Here is a 21,415-nt window from a genome sequence, read left to right as displayed (position 1 = left end):
GGGCCATTGAGGCAGGACGACGCCGGAGAGCGTCACAGGAAGGAAAACGAGACATGGACTTGATCACCTACCTCACGCGGATCCAGTTCGGTGCGGGCGCGCTCTCCTGCCTCCCGGCCGAGTTGGGGATGCTTGGCGCGGGCGCGCCGCTGATCCTGACCGACCGGGGCGTCGTCGCGGCCGGCCTCGCTGGGCGCGTCAGTGCGATGCTTCCCAGCCGGAGCCCCATTTTCGACGAAACTCCAGGCAATCCGACCGAGGCCGCCATGCGGCAAGCGGCCGCCGTTTACCGCGACGGCGGCTGCGACAGCATCGTGGCCGTCGGCGGCGGCTCCTCGATCGATCTGGCCAAGGCCGTGGCGCTCATCGTCAGCCATCCCGAGCCGCTGGCGCAGTATGCGGCGATCCTGGGCGGCCTGCCGCGGATCACAGCCGCCATGCCGCCGGTCATCGCGATCCCGACCACAGCCGGCACCGGCAGCGAAGTGGGCCGCGCCGCCCTCATCACCCTGGGCGACGGCCGCAAGCTCGGCTTCATCTCGCCGCACCTCATCCCCAACCTCGCCATCTGCGACCCCGAGCTGACGCTGGGTCTGCCGCCGCTGCTGACCGCGGCCACAGGCATGGACGCGATCAGCCATTGCATCGAAACCTTCCTGAGCCCGCGCTTCAATCCGCCGGCCGACGCCATCGCGCTGGACGGTCTGGCCCGTGCCGTGCGGTGGCTGCCGCAGGCGTTCGCCGATGGCGGCAACCTCGAGGCGCGGTCCGAGATGATGATGGCGGCATTGCAAGGCGGGATGTGTTTCCAGAAGGGGCTCGGCGCGGTCCACGCGATGTCGCATCCGTTGGGCGGCCTGGAAACGCCGCGTCTGCACCACGGCACGCTCAACGCCGTCATCATGCCCGCTGTGCTCCGCATGAACGCGGACGCGGCCGGGGCCAAATACGTCCGCCTGCGCGCCGCCATAGGTCTCGGAAGGGATGCCGACCTGGCGGCCTTCGTCGAGGATTTCAACCGGCGTCTCGGCCTGCCGGCAAGCCTGACCGCAATGGGCGTACCGGCCGACTGCCTGCCCCGCATGATCGAGGGCGCGGTGCTCGATCATTCCTCCGCCACCAACCCGCAGCCGATGACGCGGGATGATTACGCCGTGCTGTTCGATCAGGCGATGGCAGGATGACGCTTTAGCGGATCATAGAAGGATCGCTTCGAGCGAGGATGCGGGCATCGGTCGTCCGACAAGATAACCCTGAACGGCGTCGCACCCCATGCTGCGTAGAACGTCCATCTGTGTTGTGGTCTCCACGCCCTCCGCGATCACCGACAAGCCGAGCTGGTGCCCGAGCGACACCACCGCTCCCGTAATTGCGCTGTCGCCGCGGGCGGTGGGCAGGCCCTGCACGAAGGACTGGTCAATCTTGAGGCGGCTGATCGGGAAGGTGTTCAGGCTGCTGAGGTTGGAATACCCGGTGCCGAAATCGTCGATCGCAAGTTGAACGCCGAGATCGCGCAGCGCCTGCATCGTCGCGACCGCCGTACGTGGATCCTGCATGATCACGCTCTCGGTCAGTTCCAGTTCCAGCCAGCGGGGTTCAAGCTCGCTCTCCGCAAGCGCCGCCGCTACCTGGCCGATCCAGTCGCGCTCCCGGAACTGCCTGGCCGACACGTTGACGCCGACTGTCATCGGCCGCAGGCCGGCCCGCTGCCACGCGCGCGCCTGCCGGCAGGCGTTGCGCAAGACCCAGTCGCCCAGTTTCACGATGAGACCCGTCTGCTCAGCCAGAGGAACGAAATCTCCGGGGGCGAGAAGCCCGAGCGTCGGATGGTGCCAGCGCACCAACGCCTCGACCCCTTCGACCTGCCCGGTCTTCAGCGATACCTGCGGCTGGAAGTGCAGCAGGAACTCATGCTCCCGGAGCCCCCGCCGCATCTCCTCCTGCCGGAACAGCCTCCCCTCCGAGCCCAGCTTCATTTCGCTGGTAAAGAGCTGGACGTTGTCGCGGCCAAATTCCTTTGCCCGGAACAGAGCGGCGTCGGCGTTGGCGATCAGTCCTTCAGCGGTGGAACCATCCCGCGGATAGTGCGCCACGCCCATGCTGGTCGTCAGATGGAACGTGCGACCGTCAATCACGATGGGCGCGCCGACCGCTGCCTGCAACCCCGCGATCCGCTTTGACGTGACACCGGATTCGAGCCCGGCGTCCCGCAGCAGAACGACGAACTCGTCGCCGCTGAAGCGGGCTGCGGCTTCACGCGCATCGAGGATCGAAAGCAAGCGGCTCGCTATCACCTGCAGCACGCCGTCGCCCGCACGATGCCCCAGGCCGTCGTTGACGTGCTTGAAGCTGTCGATGTCGATGAACACCACGGCAACTTCGGTGCCGACCTGAGCGGCGTTGCGCAGAGCGTGGTTGATGATGGGCTCGAGCCGGGCGCGGTTGGGCAGGCCCGTCAGTGCATCGTTCTGGGCGAGGAAGCGGATGCGGTCCTCAGCCTGCTTGCGCTGGATCGCAATGCCCGAGATATGGGTGGCAAAGGCGGCGAGCCGACGCTCCAACGCGCTGGGGTCGCGCGACGTAGCGCAATACATCGCGGTTGTGCCGAGGATCGTCCCCTCGGTGTTAATGATCGGCCAGGACCAGCAGGCCTTCAGCCCGAAGGGACGGATGAAATCGCGATAATCCAGCCATAGCGGATCCGTCTCGACATCGCTGACGATCACTGCCTGGCGGCGAGCGACCGCGGTGCCGCAGGAACCAACGCCTTCGCCCACGGCGGCGCCTTCCACCGCATCTATCCAGGCTTGCGGAAGGCTGGGGGCGGAGCAGGAATGCAGGCGTCCGCCCGGCTCGTCGAGTAGAAGTATGGTGGCTTTGATACCAGGGCACTCGGCCTCGACCAATCGCAGAAGCGTGTCCAGCACATCGGCAAGGTCCGCGCTTCCTGCGATGCGCTCGAGTATTGCGGCCTCACCTTCGTGCAACCGCTCCTCCCGCTTGCGGTGGGTGATGTCACGGCAACATCCGACGAGGCCGATCACCTCCCCCGCGGCGTTGCGCAACGGGAGCTTCGTCGCAGAGTGCCATTTTTCACCAGCCGACCTGTCCCAGCTGCGTTCCTCGACATCGACAAAGGAGAGGGCACCGAACATGATCTCATGCTCCTGCCTCAGATACTTCCTCGCCACCGACTCCTCGTAGAAGTCGAGATCGGTCTTGCCGATGAGCGCCTCAGGCGACGCCTCGCCGACATCACGCGCGGTTGCATCGTTGGCAAGAACGAAGCGGCTTTCCGGATCCTTGACGAAGAGCAGATCCGGAACCTGATCGATCAACGCCCGCAGAAGAGCCTCGTCATCCGCTTCACGACGATGATCGCGCGGTCCCTTCTTGATGCCGAGCAAGCTGTGCGGCCCCACGGGCGGCGTGCGCACCGCTCCGGGCGATCCGCCTGTCCCCCTGTTCATCAAGGACGACCCCTCTTTGAAACTCGAAACATAACATCAATTCCGGTCAAGTAACCAACACATGTGCGTCAATTGATTTAGCGCCGCTTACCGGCAAATTGCCGTCACGTTAGTCTGCCGGTGCCTCAATAACGTTTGTAGGGGAGAAACTTGCCGCTCAGCGTCATCTTCACCCGGTCGCCCTTCTGATCCGGCTCGCGCTCCAGCGTCATGTCGAAATCGATGGCGCTCATGATCCCGTCGCCGAACTCCTCGTGGATCATTTCCTTCCATGTGGTGCCGTAGACCTGGACCAGCTCGTAGAAGCGGTAGATCACAGGGTCGGTCGGCACGGCCGTCGGCAGCGACCCGCGATAGGGAATGTCCTGCAGGATGGCCGTCTCGGCTTCATCAAGCCCGAAAATTGCCGCGGCTTTCTCGGCCGTCTCCGCGGTCATGGACATCTGGCCAAGGCAGGCGGCGCAGGTCCAGACCGGCGCATGGCCAAGTGTCTGGGCGATCCCGGCCCAGGTCAGACCTTCCCGCTTCTTGATGGCCAACAGCTTCTGGCCGAGCGCGCTCTTGGCATCGTTCATGCGGGTGCGATCCCTCGCGCTGGAGCAGCCGCGCCCCGTGGGAGCCGACGCATCAGGCCGTGCCGGCCCGCAGGCTGAGCCACCTCATCGCCCAGCCGATGAGATAGACGACCGGCGCCAGGACAGCGCAGAGGATGGCGAGATCTTCGAAGACAAGCTGGGCCGGATCCGCGAACAACACGTCGCAGGCGAGCCAACCCCCAGCAAGCCATATCAGCGCCAGCGCAACGGTAGTTGTCCCACGGGACAGGGAACGGAGCATCGAGAAGCCTTTCGCCCTCACACCGGGCAGTTAGACCTTGCAGTCGAAGGCCTATTGGAACAGGGTCGGTGACGTCGCCGCAAGCTCTGTTTGCGGCGCTTTCCAATCCAAAGACTAGTTTTTGTCCAAGGTCGGCTCGCGTGCCTCCTCGCTCTGCGAGTTGTGGGCGTAGGTTCGCCAGTCCGGCCGGTATGCGCCAGCCTGATTGCCCCAGACCGTCCAGCCGGGCCGCGGACCGCGCGCGAACAGTTCGAGGAAGGGGCCTGGGCTGCATGTCTCCATCAGCCGGTATTGCTCATCCGGCTTGCGGCTGTGCTCGCGCTTCCGGGTGGCAAGGAAATTGACCTGCGTCCGCCCTGCGGCGAGCGTGCGGGCGCTCGGCCCCCGGACACCGAACAGCAGCAGTTCCGTGACGTTGCGGAAGTAAAACCCGACGCCGCGTCCGTCGGGGCCGCCATCTTTCCGGATCTTGTGCCAGACGATGTTGGCCTTGTAGGCGAAACCCCATTCCTTCATGACCGCCAGCCCGTCCGGCAGGAGGGCATTCGGCACCCAGAGATAGAGATGTGCGGTGGGCGTCGCATGCGCCGCCACCGGAAGGCGCGCGATGGCGGCGAGATCGAGCGTGCCATAGCGTCCGAGCCGCCGGTGCTCCGGCGCCACCTTCCCCGTCCGGTTGACGAATTGCCAGGGCGGATCGGCCAGGATGGTGCCGAACCGCTGGCCTTCCAGTTCCGCTGCCAAGGCTGCCGCGGGATCGACAGTTTCAGCCGCGCTCATCAAACCGCTTCGAAAGCACCGTCCGCGTTGAGGCGCGACAGTGCGCCCGTCCGGATGTCGAACGAGGCGCCGTGCAAAACGAGGCGGCCGTCGGCGACACGGGAGGCAACCCAACGGAACGTCATCAGGTTGCGCAGGGACAGCTTGATGGCCTCGTACTCGCACATCTGCTGGCGCCTCTCCTCAACGGGCTCGCACGCGAGAACGCGGTCGCGCGCCTCCGCGGCGATCTCGACCCAGGAGGACATGAAGTCGAGCCGCTCGGCCGAAGCGGGATGCAGCAGGGCATGGATGCCGCCGCACATGGCGTGGCCCATGACGATGATCTCCCGCACCTCCAACACGCGGACGGCGAACTCGATCGCGGCGCTGGTGCCGTGGAAGGCCATGTCCTCCTCGAACGGCGGCACGAGGTTGGCAACGTTGCGAACGATGAACATTTCGCCGGGGCCGACATCGAAAACCATCGCCGGATCGACGCGGCTGTCGGAACAGGCGATGACGAGCGTCTCCGGCCGCTGGCCGCGTTGCGCCAAAGCCTCGAACTGCTCCCGGCGTCCAGGCCAGACGGTTTGACGGAAGCGCCGGTAACCGGTGAGGAGATTTTCCACGAAACCACGTTACGGGGAGCGTCCCGCGACGGCAACATCTCCCTCGCCCATCGTCAAACAAAGCTGGCCAACGCCCACGCGCATCCCAACATTGGAACCATCGAGCGGAGGGTCGTGCAGATGGATGTCGGTGTCGTCGGAATTGGACCGATGGGTGGAGCGATGGCGCGAAGCCTGCTCCGCGCGGGTCATAAGGTCACGGTCTTCAACCGGACGCGGGAGCGGGCGGAGGCGTTGCGCGGCGACGGCGCGACGATCGCCGGCACCGCCGCAGAGGCCGCGGCGCGGGAAGCGGTCATCACCATGCTCGCAACCGACGACGCGGTGGAGAACCTGGTGTTCGGGGCCGACGGCGTGCTGGCCGGGCTGCCGAAGGGCGCGATCCACATCTCCGGAAGCACCATCTCGGTTGATCTGTCGCAGCGGCTTGAGGAGGCTCATCACGGTCTTGGGCAGGGCTTCATCGCGGCGCCGGTTCTCGGACGGCCGCCGGCAGCCGAGGCCGGCAAGCTTTTCGTCATGGCGGCGGGAGAGGCCGCCCTTATCGAGCGCGTCAAGCCGGTGCTGGAGGCGCTCGGCCAGCGGCTGTTCATCGTCGGCGAAAGGCCGTTCAAAGCCAATCTGGTGAAACTCTCCTGCAACTTCATGATCTTCTCGACGATCGAGCAGATGGCGGAGATCTTTGCCCTCAACCAGAAAGGCGGCGTCGACAAGGCGACGCTCTACGAGGTGCTGACGGAGTCCTTCTTCAGCGCCCCGGTGCACAAGAACTACGGGCGCATGATCCTCGACCAGTCCTATGATCCGCCGGGAACGCCGCTCGGGCTCGGGGCCAAGGACACCCGCCTGATCCTCGAGGCGGCAGAGGCGCTGACGGTGCCGCTGCCGTTCGCGTCGATCCTGCGCGACCGCTTCCTGGCAAGTGTGGCGCGGGGCGACGGCGGCCTCGATTTCTCCGCCATCGCCAAGCGATCCGCCGAGGATGCGGGGCTTTAAGCGCTCAAGGTTCGAAGCGATGAGCCACCCGCAGGTGGCCGGCCGTGAAGCCATGGCGAGCTTGCAGTATCTCGCCGACCCGCCGACGATGGCAGATGCAGGGATCGGCCTCGTAGCAGAGCAAGCAGCTCAGCGAGGCGGCGGCGATCCTCGCGGCCTCGTTCAAGGCATCCTGAGCCTCCGGCCTGGCGAGGCTCTGCTCGACGATTTCCCAGAACAAGGGCCATTGCCGCCGGCGGTTCGCCTCGCGGCCGGCGGCAGGTGTGCCCAGCGAACGCAGGTGCAGGTAACCGATGCCGCTCTCGGCCAGCCCTGCCTGCAACTGCCGTTTCGAGAAGCCGGCGCGGCGTGAGAGCGGGAGGTCTCGGACATCGATCACCGTCGCTACGCGTGCCGCCTGGAGCGTTGCGATGAAATCCGCGAATCCCGCCTTCTCATAACCGATCGAAAGCAGTGTGGGGGCGGTCGTCGCGGCAGCGGGCATGCATCGCACCTTCGGTTTGTGCTTTTATGACACGGCCATGCAATCGGATAAGCGCCGGGGAAACCGCCAGGGGTTGCCCAGCGCAAAAACAAAGGATGCAGCCGCCTATGCGTTCAGCCATTCGCCGCCTGACCGGAACCGTCTGCTGCCTGCTTCTGCTCGGTGCCCCTGGTGCATCGCGGGCGGCGGCGCCGCAGGCAATGGAGACGCTCGCGGCTCATCGGGCTTTCTATCGGCTGACCCTGGCGTCGACTGAAAACAGCGGCGTCACCAACGCTTCGGGCGCCATGGAATATGAGGTCATCGACGGCTGCACCGGCTGGGCAACGCAGCAGCGTCTCGACATGACCGTCCTCGACCGGGAGGGTGGCGATACTCATACCGTGTCTGACTACTCGACCTGGGAATCGAAGGACGGGCAGAACTTTCGCTTCCGGATCACGCAGAGCACGAATGACGACCGAGAGGTGAGAGCCGGCTGGGCCGAACTCCCGCCTGGCAAGCCCGGCTTCGCCGTCTACACGGCGCCCGAACCGCGGCGCGTGGTGCTGCCAGCCGGCACGATATTTCCGATGGCGCAAACCGAGGCGGTGCTGGCGGCGGCGCAGAAGGGGCAGATGTTCGTCTCGGTTCCCGTTTTCGATGGCACGGCCACCGCTGCGGTTGAGAACACCTTTGCGGTCATCACCTCCCACGGCCAGGTGGTGCCGACGAATTTTGCGCCTTTGAGCAAGCTGCCGAGCCTCATGGTGCACATGGGCTATTTCGCGACAGATACGACCGAGATGCTGCCGGATACTCTGCTCTCCATGCGCTACTGGAACAACGGCGTCGCCGACGGCCTGATGATGAACTTCGGCAATTTCACCATGGCCGGAACGCTGGCCCAGTTCAGGCTGTTGCCGCATCACTGCTGAGGTCTAGCTTCCGGTGTTCATCGATTGCGCCATGGGTGGGGGCGCGGAGACGGGGATCGTGAGGATGAAGCCATTGGTGGGGTAGACGGTCGCGCCCCAGCCATGGACAGGCGGCCACCAGACACGCACCACCGTCCAGTCGTTCTGAGGTGACACGTCGAGCACCGGTTGGTTGCTCGTGATCCGATAGGGCAGCCAGTTGGCCTGCGTCACCAGCACCCGGCGATCCGACAGCACGGCCGAAACCACCGCGAGATGGCCGCTTGGAAGCCTGCCGGTTCGCCGGAAGACAAGCACGGCGCCGGGGGTAGGAACGTCACTCTCGACATAGCGGCCGCGAGCCTCGTCCCACCAGGCCCAGGCGTCGCCATCAAGCGGCAGCCTGGTGATCGACCGGGCGTAGGGGACGCAGGTCATTGCGGTCGCCGGCCCGTAGGAGGCGTAGCCGCCACCACATCCGGTGAGCAGACAGAGCACGAGCAGGCTGATCCATCGGCACCGGAAGCGCATGTGGTTCATGTCTTAACAAGCGGCTACACCCCGACGCTAACCCAAAAGATGAGGCGGTTCGACAAGAATATGAGACGCGTTGCACAAAAGACGCATGATCCTGGTTTGTTCTACACTTTGTTAAGAATTCGTTCTTGTTCTGGTCCCCTCGGTTCTCGTCCCCTCGGTTCTCGTCCTTGCAGAAAGCTGCCTCTTGGTGCTTTGGATGCGGCATGGCGGCATCCTCATCAGACGTGAGCCTCGATCTGGAGTTCAGCGAGGCGGAGATCCAACGCTACTCCCGCCACATCCTGCTGCCGGAGATCGGTGGAACCGGTCAGGCGGCTCTGGGCCGCGCTCGCGTTCTGGTCGTCGGAGCAGGCGGCCTCGGGAGCCCGTTGTTGCTTTACCTGGCGGCGAGCGGGGTCGGCACGATTGGCATCGTCGACGACGACCACGTCGAACTATCCAACCTCCAGCGGCAGATCGCGCATGGCATGGGGAGCCTGGGAGTTGCCAAGACCACCTCGGCCGCCGCGGCAGCGCGCGCGATCAACCCCGGGGTCGAGATCGTCGAGCACAGGCTGCGCCTGACGGCGCCGGAGGCCGAAGCGCTCATCCCGGACTATGACATCGTCTGCGATGGGTCCGACAACTTTGCCACGCGGTATCTGGTTGCCGACGCCTGCGTCCGGGCGCGGCGGGTGTTGGTGTCGGCCGCCGTGCTGCGGTTCGAGGGCCAGCTGAGCGTCTTCAAGCCGCATGCCGGCCACGACGGGCCGTGCTATCGCTGCCTCTACCCCGAAGCGCCACCGGCCGGACTGTCGCCCTCCTGCGCGGAGGCAGGCGTCCTCGGCGCCGTCACTGGCGTGATGGGAACGCTTCAGGCGACGGAAACGATCAAGGAGATCCTGGGGCTGGGCGAAAGTCTCTCAGGGCGTCTCCTGCTCTGGGATGCGTTGGCGACACGCTTTCGCACCATTCGGGTGCCGCGCGACCCGCACTGTCCGGTTTGCTCGGCGCTATGACCTCCAGCTTGGCTGGTGAGCCCCTCAGCGTCCTTCTGCTCTCCGGCAGCCACGACCGCGCGCATTATGCTTTCGTGATCGCGGCCGGTGCCGCGGCACTGGGCCGTCGCGTCCAGCTTTTCGCGACGAATGGCGGCTGCCACGCCCTCATGCAGGACTGGTCGAGCCTCGAGGAGGCCGGGCGTGACGCGGTCGTCCGCGGGCGCGGCGTCGGCGGCCTCGCTGAACTACGGGAGGCCTGCATCGAACTTGGCGTGAGTTTGATGGTGTGCGAGGCCGGGCTGCGGGCCGAGGCCATCGACGCTCATCAGCTGATGGAGGGTGTCGAGGTCGCGGGGGTCGCGCGATTTCTGGGCAATGCGGCCGGCGGCCAGATCGTCAGCCTGTAGCGAGTGGCGGCTTGACCGGCGGCCAGGAGCTTGGCACCCAGACCCTATGAGAATCGGGAGTGTCCCAATCCGCGTCAGCCTGGCTACGGCCTGCCTTGCCCTGACCTGGTTCGCGATTGCCTCTTCCAGCACCTTGGAGGCAAGGGCCGAGCCCGTTTCCAGCGCCTGCTCGTCGGCCAGCGGCAAGCCTGTCGACAGCGCTCATGTCGGCTCGTCGACCTGCCTGCCGATCCCCCGGTTCGTCTCGCTCCGGGCAGACGCGGTCAATCTCCGCGTCGGACCGGGTGACCAGTATCCGATAGCCTGGGTCTATCATCGCGCCGGCCTGCCGGTTGAGGTGCTGCGGGAGTTCGATGTCTGGCGACTTGTGGTCGATGCCGACGGCACCGAAGGCTGGATGCATGAGGCGACGCTGGTCGACACCCGTCACTTCGTCATCAAGGGGAAGTCCCCGGTCACGCTGTTCCGCAGCGCCTCCGATCAAGCCAATCCCGCCGCTCGACTGATGCCGGGCGTGATTGGTCTCATCCAGCGATGCGATGCCGGTGCCAACTGGTGCCACGTGCGCGTGGGCCACGTCGGCGGCTGGCTGGGACGTTCGGCCTTCTGGGGGTCGTTCCCGGGCGAGGCCATTCCTGCCAAATAGCGTGCCCGTCATTCTGGTGACGTCGAGGCCAGGTGAAATCCGGGGCCTCGCGATCGACAGGTACGGCGCGGTCGACAGCGCCATCGAGCGGCCCGGTGGCCCGCTCGGGGTCGAGGACCGGATCGTTGGCCGGATCGCGGCCCGCGTGCCCGCCATGGCCGGCGCTTTCGTCGCCCTGCCGGGCAACTCCGGTGACGGCTTCCTGCCGGATACGGCCGGCGCCCGCGGCCTCTCAGAAGGCACTCATCTCGCGCTCCGCGTGACGCGCGGATCCCAGGGCGGGAAAGGTCCGCGGCTCGCGGCTCTGCCGGATGACGTGCAGGGGCCGGTCCGGCTGCTGGCGCGCGGACCTGGCGTGGTCGAGCGCCTCGGCCGGCTGCACCCCGAAGCCGCGATCTATGTCGACCGCCCAGCCGTCGCGGGCGGCCTGCCGACGGCGTTGCGCGCACGCGTGACCGTGGGGCTGGGTGATGACGGACCCGAAGCCATGGCGATCTGGTCGGCCCTCGCAGACAACGTCGTCGACTTGCCGGGCGGCGCGCGCATGACGATCACGCCCACGCCCGCGCTCGTGGCGATCGACATCGATGCCGGCTCCGCAACGGCGGAACGACGCGCCAAGAAAACGGCGCAGCTCGCACTCAATCGTGCGCTCGCCCCGGCGATCGCCCGGCAGATCCGCCTCCGCCATCTGGCTGGCGCTATTTTGATCGACCCCGCAGGCGTCGGGCAGCATAGCCGTCCGCAGCTGGCAGCGGCCTTTGCATCCGCGCTGGCGGAAGACCCGCTGCACCCGCAGTTCTTCGGCTTCACAGGGCTTGGGTTGGCGGAAATCCAGAGGCCGCGCGTCTATCCACCGGTGCATGAGTCTCTGTCGGGCCCTCATGCGGAGGGGCTGGAGGCGCTCGCAACGCTGAGCGCCGCCTGGGAAGCCCAACCAGGTTCGGCTCATTCGATTTTCGCGACACCACAGATCGTCGGCGCAATCGAGGCGGACACAGCGGCGCTCGAACAATTCCGGTATCGCACGGGCCGCCAGCCATCCCTACATGCCGAAAAGCCCGATGACCGCCGGAATTTCCAGTGGCGGCTGTTCACAGATCTGTAACGCTGGTAAGTGCTGGTGGCTATGGCTACTCGGCCTGGGCGTCCCCCGGGGATAGCAGGCGCGGGCTTGGGGAACGTCGAACAGGCTCTCAACGGGGCCGTTGAGAGAGATCATGCAAGTTTCTGAAACGCACGACCCCCAGCCGCACTCGGCGATGGATAAGGCCGCCGTGCAGGCTGCATACCGGCGCTGGGCAGGCATCTATGACGGCGCCTTCGGGGCGATATCCCGCCCGGCAAGGCGTCGGACCGTCAGCCGCATCAACGCTTTGGCTGGTCGCGACGTGCTGGAGGTCGGCGTCGGCACCGGGCTTGCCCTGCCGCTTTACGACAGCGGGAAGCGCGTCACCGGCATCGACCTCTCGGCGGAAATGCTGGCCCGGGCCCGCAACCGGACCGACAAACTGGGGCTTCATCACGTCGCCGGGCTGCATGAGATGGATGCCGAAGCGACCGGCTTCCCCGATCAGAGCTTCGACATCGCGGTCGCCATGTTCGTGGCATCCGTTGTGCCTCACCCAAAGCGGCTGATGGCCGAGATGCGCCGGCTTGTGCGTCCCTCCGGTCACTTGCTGTTCGTGAACCACTTTATTGCTGCCTCGGGGCCGCGCCGCTGGGTAGAGCAGGCGATGGCGCCAGCCTCCCATGCGCTCGGCTGGCATCCGGATTTTGCCGCGGAGGCGCTGTTTACACCGGCCGAGCGCGCACGGGCCGAGATTGTGCCGACCCCGCCCTTCGGCATCTTCACGCTCGTCCATCTGCCATTGGAGCTGAGCGGCGACCGGTAAATCCGCTGTAAGCTGAGCCGCTCGGCAGGCATCTCGGTCTCGCAAGCTGCACAGCTACTCGCGGAGTTAATGGTCTTGCCGTCATGAGTGGCGTAGAGCTGTTGCCGGGCGGCTGGCGCGCCATACTTTAACGGAAGTTCTGCAATCTTAGCGACGGAGCCGGCGTGGCATCCGGCGTTGAAACTGTCTAAGTGGCTGCCTGCCGAGCGGTTGCGAAATCCGAACCGCTTCTCGGGGATGATCCCCGGGCGACCGGACTGGAAAGACGAAAGTCTGATGATGGATAAGCCTACCAACGCGATCCTGGCTGACGCGGCCCTACCCGTAGGCGCCAAACTCGAAGACTGGATCGCGCTGCTCAAACCCCGCGTGATGACCCTTGTCGTCTTCACCGGAGCCATCGGCACCCTGGTGGCGCCGGGCCACCTGAACCCTATCCTCGCGGTTGTCGCCGTCGTTTGCATCGCCATGGGGGCGGGAGCGGCCGGCGCAATCAACATGTGGTACGACCGCGACATCGACGCGATCATGCGGCGCACGGCAAGCCGGCCCATTCCATCCGGCCGTATGGCGCCTGCGTCCGCGCTTGCCTTTGGCATTGTACTCGCCTGCGCGTCCGTCCTGCTGATGGCGCTGGCGACCAATATCGTCGCCGCCGCGATGCTCGCGGTCTCGATCGCCTTCTACGTGTTTATCTACACGATGTGGCTGAAACGTCGCACGCCGCAGAACATCGTCATCGGCGGCGCGGCCGGCGCATTCCCGCCCATCATCGGATGGGCAGCGGTGACCGGGAGCATCGACCTCGTCCCCGTCCTCATGTTCGCAATCATCTTCTTCTGGACGCCGCCGCATTTCTGGTCGCTCTCGCTTTACGCGAGCGGCGACTACGAGCGTGCCGGCGTGCCCATGCTGCCGGTGGTTTCAGGACCACGGATCACGCGGGCGAACATCGCCGCCTACACGATGGTGCTGATGCCGGTAGCGGCCGGCCCCTGGGCGGTCGGCTTCGTCGGCTGGCCCTACCTCGTGCTGAGCCAGATACTCACCGGCATATTCCTGTACTATGCCGTGCTGGTCCTCGCCGACGGGCGCGGACCAGCCGGTGCAAGCCTCACGAACAACGGTCCTGCCCGAAAAGCTTTCCGCTACTCGCTGCTCTATCTCTTCCTGCTGTTCGGTGTGCTGGCCGCCTGCCGTCTCGCCGGCTGGTGAAGCCCTCATGAACGCCTATGACCGCCTGATCGCCCGCTTCGCCCGCATCGCGACAGTCGGCGAGGCGAGCGCGGTACTTGGGTGGGACGCCTCGGTCATGATGCCGTCCGGAGGCGCCGCCGCGCGGGGCGATCAACTGGCGGTGCTGTCGGGCCTCATCCATGAATTGACGACAGCGACGGCGCTGTCCGACGACCTCGCGGAGGCAGAGCAGACGCCCCCGTCCGACCCATGGGCCGCCGCAAATTTGCGGCTGATGCGCCACCGCTATCTGCAGTCGGTGGCTTTGCCGGCTGCCCTCGTCGAGGCTCGGAGCCGCGCCAGTTCCAGTTGCGAAGCGATCTGGCGCCGCGCCCGTCCCGCCTCGGATTTCGCGGCCGTGCGGCCTGCGCTCGAGGAGGTGGTGCGCTTGACGCGCGAGGCCGCGGTCGCACTGGGCGAGGCGTTCGGGATGACCCCCTACGATGCGCTGATGGACGGGTTCCAGCGCGGCGTTCGCGCGACCGATGTCGAGCCGATCTTCGCTGACTACGCGACCTTCCTCGCCACCGCCTTGCCGGAGGCAGAGGCCATTCAGGCGGCGCGCGGGCCTGGCCGGCCTCTGCGGGGGCTGTTCCCGGTCGCGGCCCAGGAGGCACTTTGCCAGCGGCTGTCGGCGGCGGCCGGGCTCGACTATCACCATGCGCGGCTGGATCGTTCCGCGCATCCCTTCAGCGGCGGCACACCGACCGACATACGCATCACCAGCCGCTACAGCGAAGATGAGTGTTTCCAGAGCCTGATGGGCGTGATGCACGAGACCGGCCACGCGCTCTATGAGGCGGGGCTGCCGCCCCGGCATGCGCGGCAGCCGGTGGGTGAGGCCGCAGGCATGGCGGCGCATGAAAGCCAGTCCCTGCTCATCGAACAGCAAGTATGCCGGAGCGCCGCCTACCTCTCCTGGCTCGGTCCTCAGCTGCATGGCGCGTTTGGAGGCGAAGCGGCGATTTATTCGGCTGCGAATCTTGGTCGGTTGCTGCGGCATGTGGACCGGGGCTTCATCAGGGTCGAGGCGAACGAAGTCACTTATCCTGCGCATGTCATCCTCCGCTTCCGCCTGGAGCGGGCGATGATCGCCGGCGATCTGCCGGTGGCGGATCTGCCGGACGCTTGGAACGACGGACTGCGGGCACTTCTCGGCGTCACGCCGCCTGACGACCGGCGTGGCTGCCTGCAGGATATCCATTGGTACGATGGAGCCTTTGGTTACTTCCCAAGCTACACCCTCGGCGCCATGGCGGCCGCACAGCTGATGGAGGCATTGCGACGGGATGTGCCGGAGGTCGACGAGGCAATCACGCGCGGCGATCTCTCGCCCCTCCTCGGCTGGGTACGCCAAAAGGTCCATGCCTGCGGTAACCTGATGGGGTTCAACGACCTGATGCGGGCCGCGACAGGCAAGCCGCTGGATGCCAAGGCCTTCGAAGCCCATCTGACGGCGCGGTATCTGACCGTTTGAAGGCAGGCGCGGCTAAGATGCCTCCGTCCGCTTGCCGAGCACGCGCAAGGCACCGTTCCAGGCGCGCTTCAGGAACATCGCCACATCACGAGGATCACGGAGATTAACCCGGCGAAAGTTTCGCCACAGGGTGGTCACGGCTCCGCCGCGCCGCTGCCAGCGCATTTCGCGCTCCGCCCGTGCGGTCATGTTTGAGACGCCGGCGCCCGCCTTGGGCGAAGCGCGGAGATGCGGAGGCACCTCGAAGATCAGCACCCAGGCGGCGCGCGGTTTGGACGATCGGTTGGGTCCGGCGCTATGAAGGGTTCGACCTCCATGGATCGTGCAGCCGCCCGTCTGCAAGTGGCAGGGAACTGCGCCTGAAGCGTCGAAATCGCCAATGCATTCGACCGCGTGGATCTTTTCATTCCCATTCAGCGGTCGATGCGGCAGCAGACCCCATGTGTGGGAGCCGCGCATGAATTTCATGCAGCCGTTAAGATCATCGGTGGGCTGCAGCGCAAGCCAGATGCTCAAGTCTTTATAATCGTAAGCAGGATCGCGAAATGCCTCATCCTGATGCCAAGGGGTCTCGGGACCGATCTCCGCCGGCTTCAGCAGAGCATGATCAGCGAAGAACCGTGCGTTGGGCCCCAGGATGTCCTTGGCAAGCTGCTGGCTGCGAGCAAAGAACGCGGTCTTGAGGAGTTCGGGCGCAAAACTGCTCGGATGGATAATCTGAGGGAACGACAAAGCTTTGTTCTCGTCGTCGTCTCCAACCAAGTCGAACTGGTAGCCGCGCTCGAACCCGGTCTTGGCCGCCCACATCTCCTCCAGCCTTTGACGAATTAACTGAACCTCGCCAAGGCTCGCGACATCGTCGATTTGAACAAAACCGTTCTCGGTGAAGCGGCGAGCAACCTCCTGCTCGTTAGGAAGCGTTTCCGCGACAACCGATGTTGTGATGTGATTCATCGACTACCCGCCACCATTCAATTTAGATTGAGCACCTGAGTCTGGGTCATACCGAAAGTACAACCACAATGTTCTGAGGACGATACTTTTAGTCTGGAGGTTTCATTGAAAAACGCCTATGCCGCTGTGCACTTTGCGAGAGCAATCTGGGATTGCAAAGACAACTGTGACGCAATGATGGCCATACCGCAAGCGGACGCCAAATGCAGCCGGAAGTCACTCGAAAGGTTTCGGAGACAAGAGGGTTAGATGGTCAAATCCTGCCCCAATATTCCGCTGCATCGGTCAAGCAAAAATAAAATAACGGTAAGCCTGCCGATCCAAATCAACGCGTTGATCCATCCAGATAAACCGTGATGCAAACACTGATAATTCTGGCAGCGCTCAGTACAAGCTTAAGTTTCGCAGGCACGCTCGTGCCCTGGCACTTTCGTTTGCTATGGCTTTAGATCGTGGATCTTCTGGTTGGATGGACGAGGATGACAGTTTAGTGGGGGAAGTTCAGTGTGGTGTTAAAGGGCATTCATCAATACCTTCGTGATTTTTACCCACTGACATCCTGACCGCGCAAGAAGCTGAATCATGAAGCGCAGGACCCAGCTGACTAAGGAAATTGTCGCCACTCCGCTCAAAGGTATTAAGCGTTTTTTGCTCGGTGGAGGTCGCACCTGACCCAGCTGGCGCGGAGGGCGCAGAAGTCTAGGGCGTCAGCTCACGATCCACCGACGGCCATGTCAGCCCATCGGGAGAAGCCATCCAGAAGCTCGGCCATTGCCTGAGGATCGGTGTGCCCCGAACGGGCAAGCACGTGGAACGAGTGGTCCGCACCGTCGATGATGTTAAGCCTTGCCAACCTCCCCAGGTCGGCGGCAACAGCCTTCGCCAGATGCAGATCTGCCAGCGCATCGCGCGTTCCTTGGAGGAACAACATGGGAATGGAAATGCTCTGAAGGTGCAAGGCCCGTTCAACGGACGGCTTCCCGGCAGGGTGCAGCGGAAAGCCCACGAAAGCCAAGCCCATCACCTTGGGCAAGGCCTCCTCGGCCTGGGATTGGGATGTCATCCGAGCGCCGAACGATTTGCCCCCGGCAATCAACGGAAGCGACGGCAGTTGCTGAGTGGCCTCGGCGACGGCTGCGCGCACGGTCGCATGAGCCAGCGCAGGAGCGTCGGGCCGCCTGGAGCCGTTTTCCATGAAGGGAAACTGATATCGAAGCGTCGCAAACCCCCGTTCGGCTAGGCCATCGGCCATCGCCGCCATGAACGGGTGTGTCATCCCGGCCCCGGCGCCGTGCGCCATGACGTAGCAGGCCCTTGCCTTCGGTGGCAGGCTCAACAAAGCTGAAACTACCTGCGTCTCCGAAACCCTGATTTTCAGAAATACCGTCATGCCAGTCCCTCTCCGTCTCGCAGAGTTGGCGGAGAGATTTGGCGCCCTGGCAAGCCGGGCGGCATGTCCATCCTAGTCCGCGGTCCGCTTCGGCCTTCGTGGGTCCTCCGACCGCGCCTCCAAGCTGGTGTGCCGGCTTACCTGATCCAGTGCCATATCGAGAGCAACCTGAAGGGGGTGCGTCGTCCGCATGGTTTGCGCCATGAGAAGACCTCCCTGAAGCGCCGTGAGGATGCCGGTGGCCAGCTGATGAATGTCCGCCGCGGCGGAGAGGTTGCGCGCAAGACGCATTCGTTCGAGCGCGCCGACCAGATGCGTCTCCCACTGGACAAAAGTCCGGACAAGCGCATCACGCGCGATTTCTGAGCGGTCCGCGAGCTCACTTGCCAGAGAGCCCACCGGACAGCCACCGACGCTCCGCTTCGAGCGATTGATTTCGACCACCTTGTCCCGCCAGGCGTAAAGATCCGAAAGGGAATTCACCTGACCAAGGCAGGACTTCTGGAAGTCGAGAACCTTATCGGCCTGCGCCTCAACGACCGCGCACATCAGTGTCTCCCGGTCGGAGAAGTAGTGGTAGATCTGCGATTTGCTAGTGTTGCTGTCCATCATGATGGCATCAATCCGGGTTCCAGCAACACCGTGCTCAGTTACCAAAAGCGATGCGGCTTGAATGATACGCGCACGGGTCGCGGCACCTCGGGCAGTCGTTGCTCTAGTGTCATCAACCGGCCTTGGTTTCGCCATTTCCCAACTAACGTTCAACTGGACCTTTCGTGCACAATGGTGACTTCCACCATTTTGGCAAGGGTAACGCCGAATGCGACGCGTCGTTCATGACGTTCCTCGCAGGATACACAGCGTCTACGAGCAGTGCCGTCGGCAGGCCGAGTGCATTGCCCTCTTGTTCAGTGGGATGGCTTTGCCAGCCCGACTTTGAGCACGCTATCGCCGGCTACTTCCGCATTGTCCGACGAAGGGACATATGTTGGAAACGTTCTAAGCTGCATCGGTGTGTAAGCGACGACTTCCAGATCGTCTCCCAGCAACACCATTGCGTCGATGGGCACGGCGATCAACCGGCCACCGAATCCGTAGAAGCCTCCGAAATTCATGATCACCTGCACAGTCCCTTTGGCGTCGCGGGTCACTGCGTGGACGCGACCGAGTATGATCTGGCTTTCAACCGGTTGAAGCACCAGACGATGAAGTAGGTCGCCAACCCGCACCGGCTGCGGAAACCGCATGGCGTTCGAATCCGCAAGGCTCATGCCCGGAGGCGGCGGCATACCGCCCGGCATTGGGCTCTGCGCATAAGCCACGGTGGCGCTCAGACTCATCACGAGGCTGCAGAAGGCGACTGCATATGTTCTCATGCTCAAGATCAGATTCCTGCGAACCAGGGAAAGCCTTTTTTCTCCCAGAACCCGCCGGTGTAGGTGTTGGTCACCTCAATCGCCGTGACCCACTTAGGATTTTTGTATCCGAGCTTGGTCGACATGCGTAGACGCACCGGAAAACCAAATGGATCGGCGAGAACTTGTCCACCGTACTGGAGGGCGAGCATGGTCTGTGGATGGAGAGCCGTCGCCATATCGATGCTGCTCGGATAATTGTCTGCCGTCTTGAACGCGACGTATGGAGCCTTCAGATCCGCGCCAACCCGCTCGAGAAAGTCTCGCAAGGGGACACCGGTCCAGCCGCCGATATAGCTCCACCCCTCGACGCAGATATGTTTGATGACCATGGACGACTGCGGAAGCCCCTGAAGATCCTGTAGCGTCCAGGGTCGTTTGTCCTGGATCAGACCGGCAAGTTCCAGGCGCCAGGTCGTCCCGTTCACGGGCTTTACGTCAACGACGTCATAATAGGCGTTGAACTTCGGGGGCCGTAAAATCATAGAAGCTGGGTAGGTTGGCGCGAGCTTGTTCGGATCGAAGATGAGCGCCTGAACCTTGTCGTTCAGACGCGATATCGCGAGCAGCGCATCCTGGACAGACTCCGGGCGTTTCACGTCGCACCCTGTGAGCATGACGAGCGAACCAAGGGTGAGCCCTCCACGCAACAGCCCCCGCCGCTCGAGGGAGCGGATCAGTGGGCGATGCAGGTCGAGGACAGAGGCATCTGGCGCATCGCCGGGCCGGAACAAAGACTTCATGATTTGCGTGCCGTCCTGATTTGGGGGGCCGGCTTCAGCCTCGGACCTCCCGCCAACATCGCCCAAATCGTTTTCGGCACGATAAGCGCCAGAAGGACATGCACGACGAGAAAGCCCACGATGACGACCATGCCTGTGAAGTGGAAGACGCGGGCTGATTGGAAGCCCCCAAACAGCGACACCAGCCCGGAAAACTGCACCGGCTTCCAGATAGCGATTCCGGTCACTACTTGGTTGATGCCAGCGAGGATGACCACAATGTAGAGAAGCTTCTGCACCGCGTTGTAGACCGTCAGATCCTCGTGCGCGAATTTGAAATGCAATGTCTCGACGACGGTATGCACGAGGTCCCTCGGGGTGATCGGTAAAAGTCGTTCCACAAATCGCCCGGTGGTCAGCCCGTAGATCAGATAGATGAGTCCATTGATCGCGAAGAACCACATTCCGGCGAAATGCCAGTTGAGGCTCCAGGCCGCCCAGTCACCGAGGCGAAAAAAGCTGCCAAAGATCAATCCGTGGATGATCACGTCATCGTCGTAAATTCCCCAACCGGATGTAATCATGACCATCATCACGGCTGCATTGACCCAGTGCATGACCCTTACGGGTAGAGGATGAAGGCGCCGCCTTGCCGGAGCGTCATGGCCCCTGTCTGCGCGGCTCAAAATTTCTTGGGACATGCTAATTACTCGCGACCGGAGAGCGTGGGTGGTGCTGCCAACAAAGGATCGCGGCCTCCTCTCGTCCTGTTTCGAACGATGTCGTTACTACCATTGTGCGGCCCTCGAAAGAACGATCTGTCCAAGGAATGTAGCGATCCCACAGCCCGCCGTATACCATACCGCAATGTAGAAAGGGTCATCCGATGGGCAGGCAAACACGAAAACGAAGGCTCCCCAAGCGGCAGACGCAAGTGCGCCCGCCAGCGCCGTACCGGTTCGGTCCGAAGGTGCTCCGTGCCGAATGAGGACGGCCAAAGCGATCACTGCCGGAACAGACAGCGCGATCATTTCCCAAATACATTGGAGGCCCTCGCGCCAGTGCAGGCGCGTGATCAAGTCTAACACTCCGCCCTGAGCCGCATCGATCAGCCACCCGCTTGCAAAGATAGCAGCGAGACAGGCGGGGATCCATCGCAGACCGCGACGTGGAGAGCAGGCGGGATCGATGGAGCTCAGTGCTATGCCCGCTCCCAGGACCGCGATCAGTCCCATGCTCAAGAGTTTCCACCAGAAGGAGGGAGAACCCATCGCCGCCGACATGTCCGGCCGCATGAACCCCATGGACAGGAACGCGATCACTTCGATAACGCCGAGCAAGGCGAGAATGGCAGCCTCACGCAGGACACTACGAGGACGAACGGGCCGGAGATCCTGACTCAGGCGATCAATAAGGATGTCAGTCCTCATCGCAGCCCTGTCGAACAGCGGCCGCCAGCCGTTTGAGCCCCCTGTGGATGTTCACCTTTACCAGAGCGACAGACTGGCCGGTCGCTCTAGATGCGTCATCGACGCTGTAACCCTCGATCTTGACAAGGCGGATCACCTGAGCCTGCGCTGGACGAATTTCACCGAGCAACTGAGTAAGGGTCGATTCCGCCACCACGCGGTTTTCGTGATCTGGGGTACCATAATTCTCGTCCAAGGGTTCCGTTGCCT

The 21,415-nt window shown here is 63.8% G+C and carries 25 protein-coding genes; 10 read left to right on the top strand and 15 right to left on the bottom strand.

Translation table 11 applies throughout. The annotated features are described in order from the left end of the window. The first annotated feature begins 53 nt into the window (after positions 1 to 53). The gene (locus ACOEQ1_RS00125) at positions 54 to 1,184 is read left to right on the top strand and encodes an iron-containing alcohol dehydrogenase (protein WP_419757213.1); all 1,131 of its coding nucleotides are present in this window, start codon (positions 54 to 56) and stop codon (positions 1,182 to 1,184) included. 12 nt (positions 1,185 to 1,196) lie between these two features. Here ACOEQ1_RS00125 and ACOEQ1_RS00120 read toward each other — a convergent pair whose 3' ends face one another. From ACOEQ1_RS00120 to ACOEQ1_RS00100, 5 genes are all read right to left on the bottom strand, one after another. Next, positions 1,197 to 3,470 (bottom strand): EAL and GGDEF domain-containing protein, encoded by a 2,274-nt coding sequence (locus ACOEQ1_RS00120; protein ID WP_419757212.1) that lies wholly within the window; start codon positions 3,468 to 3,470, stop codon positions 1,197 to 1,199. A gap of 125 nt (positions 3,471 to 3,595) precedes the next feature. Next, the gene (gene cynS / locus ACOEQ1_RS00115; protein WP_419757211.1) at positions 3,596 to 4,045 is read right to left on the bottom strand and encodes a cyanase; all 450 of its coding nucleotides are present in this window, start codon (positions 4,043 to 4,045) and stop codon (positions 3,596 to 3,598) included. Between the two features lie 52 nt (positions 4,046 to 4,097). Continuing rightward, on the bottom strand, positions 4,098 to 4,307 hold the full coding sequence (locus ACOEQ1_RS00110; protein ID WP_419757210.1) for a hypothetical protein: 210 nt from the start codon (positions 4,305 to 4,307) through the stop codon (positions 4,098 to 4,100). Positions 4,308 to 4,421: 114 nt separating this feature from the next. Then, the gene (locus tag ACOEQ1_RS00105; protein ID WP_419757209.1) at positions 4,422 to 5,087 is read right to left on the bottom strand and encodes an MT-A70 family methyltransferase; all 666 of its coding nucleotides are present in this window, start codon (positions 5,085 to 5,087) and stop codon (positions 4,422 to 4,424) included. Continuing rightward, positions 5,087 to 5,698, bottom strand: coding sequence for a carbonic anhydrase (locus ACOEQ1_RS00100; RefSeq protein WP_419757208.1), 612 nt, complete (start codon positions 5,696 to 5,698; stop codon positions 5,087 to 5,089). Before ACOEQ1_RS00100 ends, ACOEQ1_RS00105 begins: the two co-directional genes overlap by 1 nt. On the opposite strand from ACOEQ1_RS00100, the gene ACOEQ1_RS00095 reads away from it, so the two are divergent. Then, complete coding sequence (locus ACOEQ1_RS00095; protein ID WP_419757207.1) at positions 5,660 to 6,694, top strand: NAD(P)-dependent oxidoreductase; 1,035 nt, start codon at positions 5,660 to 5,662, stop codon at positions 6,692 to 6,694. The two genes, ACOEQ1_RS00100 and ACOEQ1_RS00095, sit on opposite strands and share 39 nt — an antisense overlap. A 4-nt stretch (positions 6,695 to 6,698) precedes the next feature. Here ACOEQ1_RS00095 and ACOEQ1_RS00090 read toward each other — a convergent pair whose 3' ends face one another. After that, positions 6,699 to 7,178 (bottom strand): DUF488 family protein, encoded by a 480-nt coding sequence (locus tag ACOEQ1_RS00090; RefSeq protein WP_419757206.1) that lies wholly within the window; start codon positions 7,176 to 7,178, stop codon positions 6,699 to 6,701. 107 nt (positions 7,179 to 7,285) lie between these two features. Here ACOEQ1_RS00090 and ACOEQ1_RS00085 point away from each other — a divergent pair, with 107 nt between their 5' ends. Next, the gene (locus ACOEQ1_RS00085) at positions 7,286 to 8,095 is read left to right on the top strand and encodes an EipB family protein (RefSeq protein ID WP_419757205.1); all 810 of its coding nucleotides are present in this window, start codon (positions 7,286 to 7,288) and stop codon (positions 8,093 to 8,095) included. Between the two features lie 3 nt (positions 8,096 to 8,098). Here the strand turns inward: ACOEQ1_RS00085 and ACOEQ1_RS00080 are convergent, their stop codons facing one another. Next, entirely contained in the window at positions 8,099 to 8,614 is a 516-nt protein-coding gene (locus ACOEQ1_RS00080; protein ID WP_419757204.1) for a CHAP domain-containing protein, read from the bottom strand. A gap of 203 nt (positions 8,615 to 8,817) precedes the next feature. Here ACOEQ1_RS00080 and ACOEQ1_RS00075 point away from each other — a divergent pair, with 203 nt between their 5' ends. The 7 genes from ACOEQ1_RS00075 to ACOEQ1_RS00045 all read left to right on the top strand — a co-directional run bounded on the left by ACOEQ1_RS00075 (position 8,818) and on the right by ACOEQ1_RS00045 (position 15,255). Further along, a complete protein-coding gene (locus ACOEQ1_RS00075) occupies positions 8,818 to 9,612 on the top strand; it encodes a HesA/MoeB/ThiF family protein (RefSeq protein ID WP_419757203.1) in 795 nt (264 codons plus the stop codon). An 8-nt stretch (positions 9,613 to 9,620) separates the two neighbouring features. Beyond that, positions 9,621 to 10,001, top strand: a complete 381-nt coding sequence (locus tag ACOEQ1_RS00070; RefSeq protein WP_419757202.1) for a DsrE/DsrF/DrsH-like family protein — start codon at positions 9,621 to 9,623, stop codon at positions 9,999 to 10,001. Between the two features lie 46 nt (positions 10,002 to 10,047). After that, positions 10,048 to 10,647, top strand: a complete 600-nt coding sequence (locus ACOEQ1_RS00065) for an SH3 domain-containing protein (RefSeq protein WP_419757201.1) — start codon at positions 10,048 to 10,050, stop codon at positions 10,645 to 10,647. A 1-nt stretch (position 10,648) separates the two neighbouring features. Beyond that, positions 10,649 to 11,755, top strand: coding sequence for a ribonuclease E/G (locus ACOEQ1_RS00060; protein ID WP_419757200.1), 1,107 nt, complete (start codon positions 10,649 to 10,651; stop codon positions 11,753 to 11,755). Between the two features lie 112 nt (positions 11,756 to 11,867). Beyond that, complete coding sequence (locus ACOEQ1_RS00055) at positions 11,868 to 12,542, top strand: class I SAM-dependent methyltransferase (RefSeq protein WP_419757199.1); 675 nt, start codon at positions 11,868 to 11,870, stop codon at positions 12,540 to 12,542. Positions 12,543 to 12,818: 276 nt separating this feature from the next. Then, positions 12,819 to 13,757 carry a heme o synthase gene (locus ACOEQ1_RS00050; RefSeq protein ID WP_419757198.1) on the top strand — a complete coding sequence of 313 codons (939 nt, stop codon included), beginning with the start codon at positions 12,819 to 12,821 and terminating at the stop codon, positions 13,755 to 13,757. Between the two features lie 7 nt (positions 13,758 to 13,764). After that, complete coding sequence (locus ACOEQ1_RS00045) at positions 13,765 to 15,255, top strand: carboxypeptidase M32 (RefSeq protein WP_419757197.1); 1,491 nt, start codon at positions 13,765 to 13,767, stop codon at positions 15,253 to 15,255. A gap of 12 nt (positions 15,256 to 15,267) precedes the next feature. Here ACOEQ1_RS00045 and ACOEQ1_RS00040 read toward each other — a convergent pair whose 3' ends face one another. The 8 genes from ACOEQ1_RS00040 to ACOEQ1_RS00005 form a co-directional block, all read right to left on the bottom strand. Continuing rightward, positions 15,268 to 16,209 carry a phytanoyl-CoA dioxygenase family protein gene (locus ACOEQ1_RS00040; RefSeq protein ID WP_419757196.1) on the bottom strand — a complete coding sequence of 314 codons (942 nt, stop codon included), beginning with the start codon at positions 16,207 to 16,209 and terminating at the stop codon, positions 15,268 to 15,270. A 712-nt stretch (positions 16,210 to 16,921) separates the two neighbouring features. Beyond that, complete coding sequence (locus tag ACOEQ1_RS00035; protein ID WP_419757195.1) at positions 16,922 to 17,599, bottom strand: alpha/beta family hydrolase; 678 nt, start codon at positions 17,597 to 17,599, stop codon at positions 16,922 to 16,924. 72 nt (positions 17,600 to 17,671) lie between these two features. Beyond that, positions 17,672 to 18,346: a TetR/AcrR family transcriptional regulator gene (locus ACOEQ1_RS00030; RefSeq protein WP_419758598.1), complete on the bottom strand. Its 675-nt coding sequence runs from the start codon at positions 18,344 to 18,346 to the stop codon at positions 17,672 to 17,674. 161 nt (positions 18,347 to 18,507) lie between these two features. After that, on the bottom strand, positions 18,508 to 18,939 hold the full coding sequence (locus ACOEQ1_RS00025) for a hypothetical protein (RefSeq protein WP_419757194.1): 432 nt from the start codon (positions 18,937 to 18,939) through the stop codon (positions 18,508 to 18,510). A 44-nt stretch (positions 18,940 to 18,983) separates the two neighbouring features. Further along, the gene (locus tag ACOEQ1_RS00020) at positions 18,984 to 19,757 is read right to left on the bottom strand and encodes a molybdopterin-dependent oxidoreductase (protein WP_419757193.1); all 774 of its coding nucleotides are present in this window, start codon (positions 19,755 to 19,757) and stop codon (positions 18,984 to 18,986) included. Next, positions 19,754 to 20,437, bottom strand: coding sequence for a cytochrome b/b6 domain-containing protein (locus ACOEQ1_RS00015; RefSeq protein WP_419757192.1), 684 nt, complete (start codon positions 20,435 to 20,437; stop codon positions 19,754 to 19,756). Before ACOEQ1_RS00015 ends, ACOEQ1_RS00020 begins: the two co-directional genes overlap by 4 nt. Before the next feature lie 87 nt (positions 20,438 to 20,524). Next, positions 20,525 to 21,166 (bottom strand): NrsF family protein, encoded by a 642-nt coding sequence (locus ACOEQ1_RS00010; RefSeq protein ID WP_419757191.1) that lies wholly within the window; start codon positions 21,164 to 21,166, stop codon positions 20,525 to 20,527. After that, a partial coding sequence (locus tag ACOEQ1_RS00005) for a sigma factor-like helix-turn-helix DNA-binding protein (RefSeq protein WP_419757190.1) occupies positions 21,156 to 21,415 on the bottom strand: 260 nt, incomplete at its 5' end. The genes ACOEQ1_RS00010 and ACOEQ1_RS00005, both read right to left, overlap by 11 nt.

The organism is Acidisoma sp., from assembly GCF_965199065.1.
GTDB lineage: Bacteria > Pseudomonadota > Alphaproteobacteria > Acetobacterales > Acetobacteraceae > Acidisoma.
The sequence above is the reverse complement of the archived record's forward strand: the minus strand, read 5'-3'. Positions and strand labels throughout refer to the sequence as shown.

Coding starts and splice junctions, on each gene's coding strand:
- ACOEQ1_RS00075 (WP_419757203.1), top strand. CDS start 8,818: ATGGCGGCATCCTCATCAGACGTGAGCCTCGATCTGGAGTTCAGCGAG.
- ACOEQ1_RS00080 (WP_419757204.1), bottom strand. CDS start 8,614: ATGAACCACATGCGCTTCCGGTGCCGATGGATCAGCCTGCTCGTGCTC.
- ACOEQ1_RS00045 (WP_419757197.1), top strand. CDS start 13,765: ATGAACGCCTATGACCGCCTGATCGCCCGCTTCGCCCGCATCGCGACA.
- ACOEQ1_RS00065 (WP_419757201.1), top strand. CDS start 10,048: ATGAGAATCGGGAGTGTCCCAATCCGCGTCAGCCTGGCTACGGCCTGC.
- ACOEQ1_RS00035 (WP_419757195.1), bottom strand. CDS start 17,599: ATGACGGTATTTCTGAAAATCAGGGTTTCGGAGACGCAGGTAGTTTCA.
- ACOEQ1_RS00010 (WP_419757191.1), bottom strand. CDS start 21,166: ATGAGGACTGACATCCTTATTGATCGCCTGAGTCAGGATCTCCGGCCC.
- ACOEQ1_RS00125 (WP_419757213.1), top strand. CDS start 54: ATGGACTTGATCACCTACCTCACGCGGATCCAGTTCGGTGCGGGCGCG.
- ACOEQ1_RS00050 (WP_419757198.1), top strand. CDS start 12,819: ATGATGGATAAGCCTACCAACGCGATCCTGGCTGACGCGGCCCTACCC.
- ACOEQ1_RS00030 (WP_419758598.1), bottom strand. CDS start 18,346: ATGGCGAAACCAAGGCCGGTTGATGACACTAGAGCAACGACTGCCCGA.
- ACOEQ1_RS00055 (WP_419757199.1), top strand. CDS start 11,868: ATGCAAGTTTCTGAAACGCACGACCCCCAGCCGCACTCGGCGATGGAT.
- ACOEQ1_RS00085 (WP_419757205.1), top strand. CDS start 7,286: ATGCGTTCAGCCATTCGCCGCCTGACCGGAACCGTCTGCTGCCTGCTT.
- ACOEQ1_RS00025 (WP_419757194.1), bottom strand. CDS start 18,939: ATGAGTCTGAGCGCCACCGTGGCTTATGCGCAGAGCCCAATGCCGGGC.
- ACOEQ1_RS00110 (WP_419757210.1), bottom strand. CDS start 4,307: ATGCTCCGTTCCCTGTCCCGTGGGACAACTACCGTTGCGCTGGCGCTG.
- ACOEQ1_RS00015 (WP_419757192.1), bottom strand. CDS start 20,437: ATGTCCCAAGAAATTTTGAGCCGCGCAGACAGGGGCCATGACGCTCCG.
- ACOEQ1_RS00020 (WP_419757193.1), bottom strand. CDS start 19,757: ATGAAGTCTTTGTTCCGGCCCGGCGATGCGCCAGATGCCTCTGTCCTC.
- ACOEQ1_RS00040 (WP_419757196.1), bottom strand. CDS start 16,209: ATGAATCACATCACAACATCGGTTGTCGCGGAAACGCTTCCTAACGAG.
- ACOEQ1_RS00120 (WP_419757212.1), bottom strand. CDS start 3,470: ATGAACAGGGGGACAGGCGGATCGCCCGGAGCGGTGCGCACGCCGCCC.
- cynS (WP_419757211.1), bottom strand. CDS start 4,045: ATGAACGATGCCAAGAGCGCGCTCGGCCAGAAGCTGTTGGCCATCAAG.
- ACOEQ1_RS00090 (WP_419757206.1), bottom strand. CDS start 7,178: ATGCCCGCTGCCGCGACGACCGCCCCCACACTGCTTTCGATCGGTTAT.
- ACOEQ1_RS00105 (WP_419757209.1), bottom strand. CDS start 5,087: ATGAGCGCGGCTGAAACTGTCGATCCCGCGGCAGCCTTGGCAGCGGAA.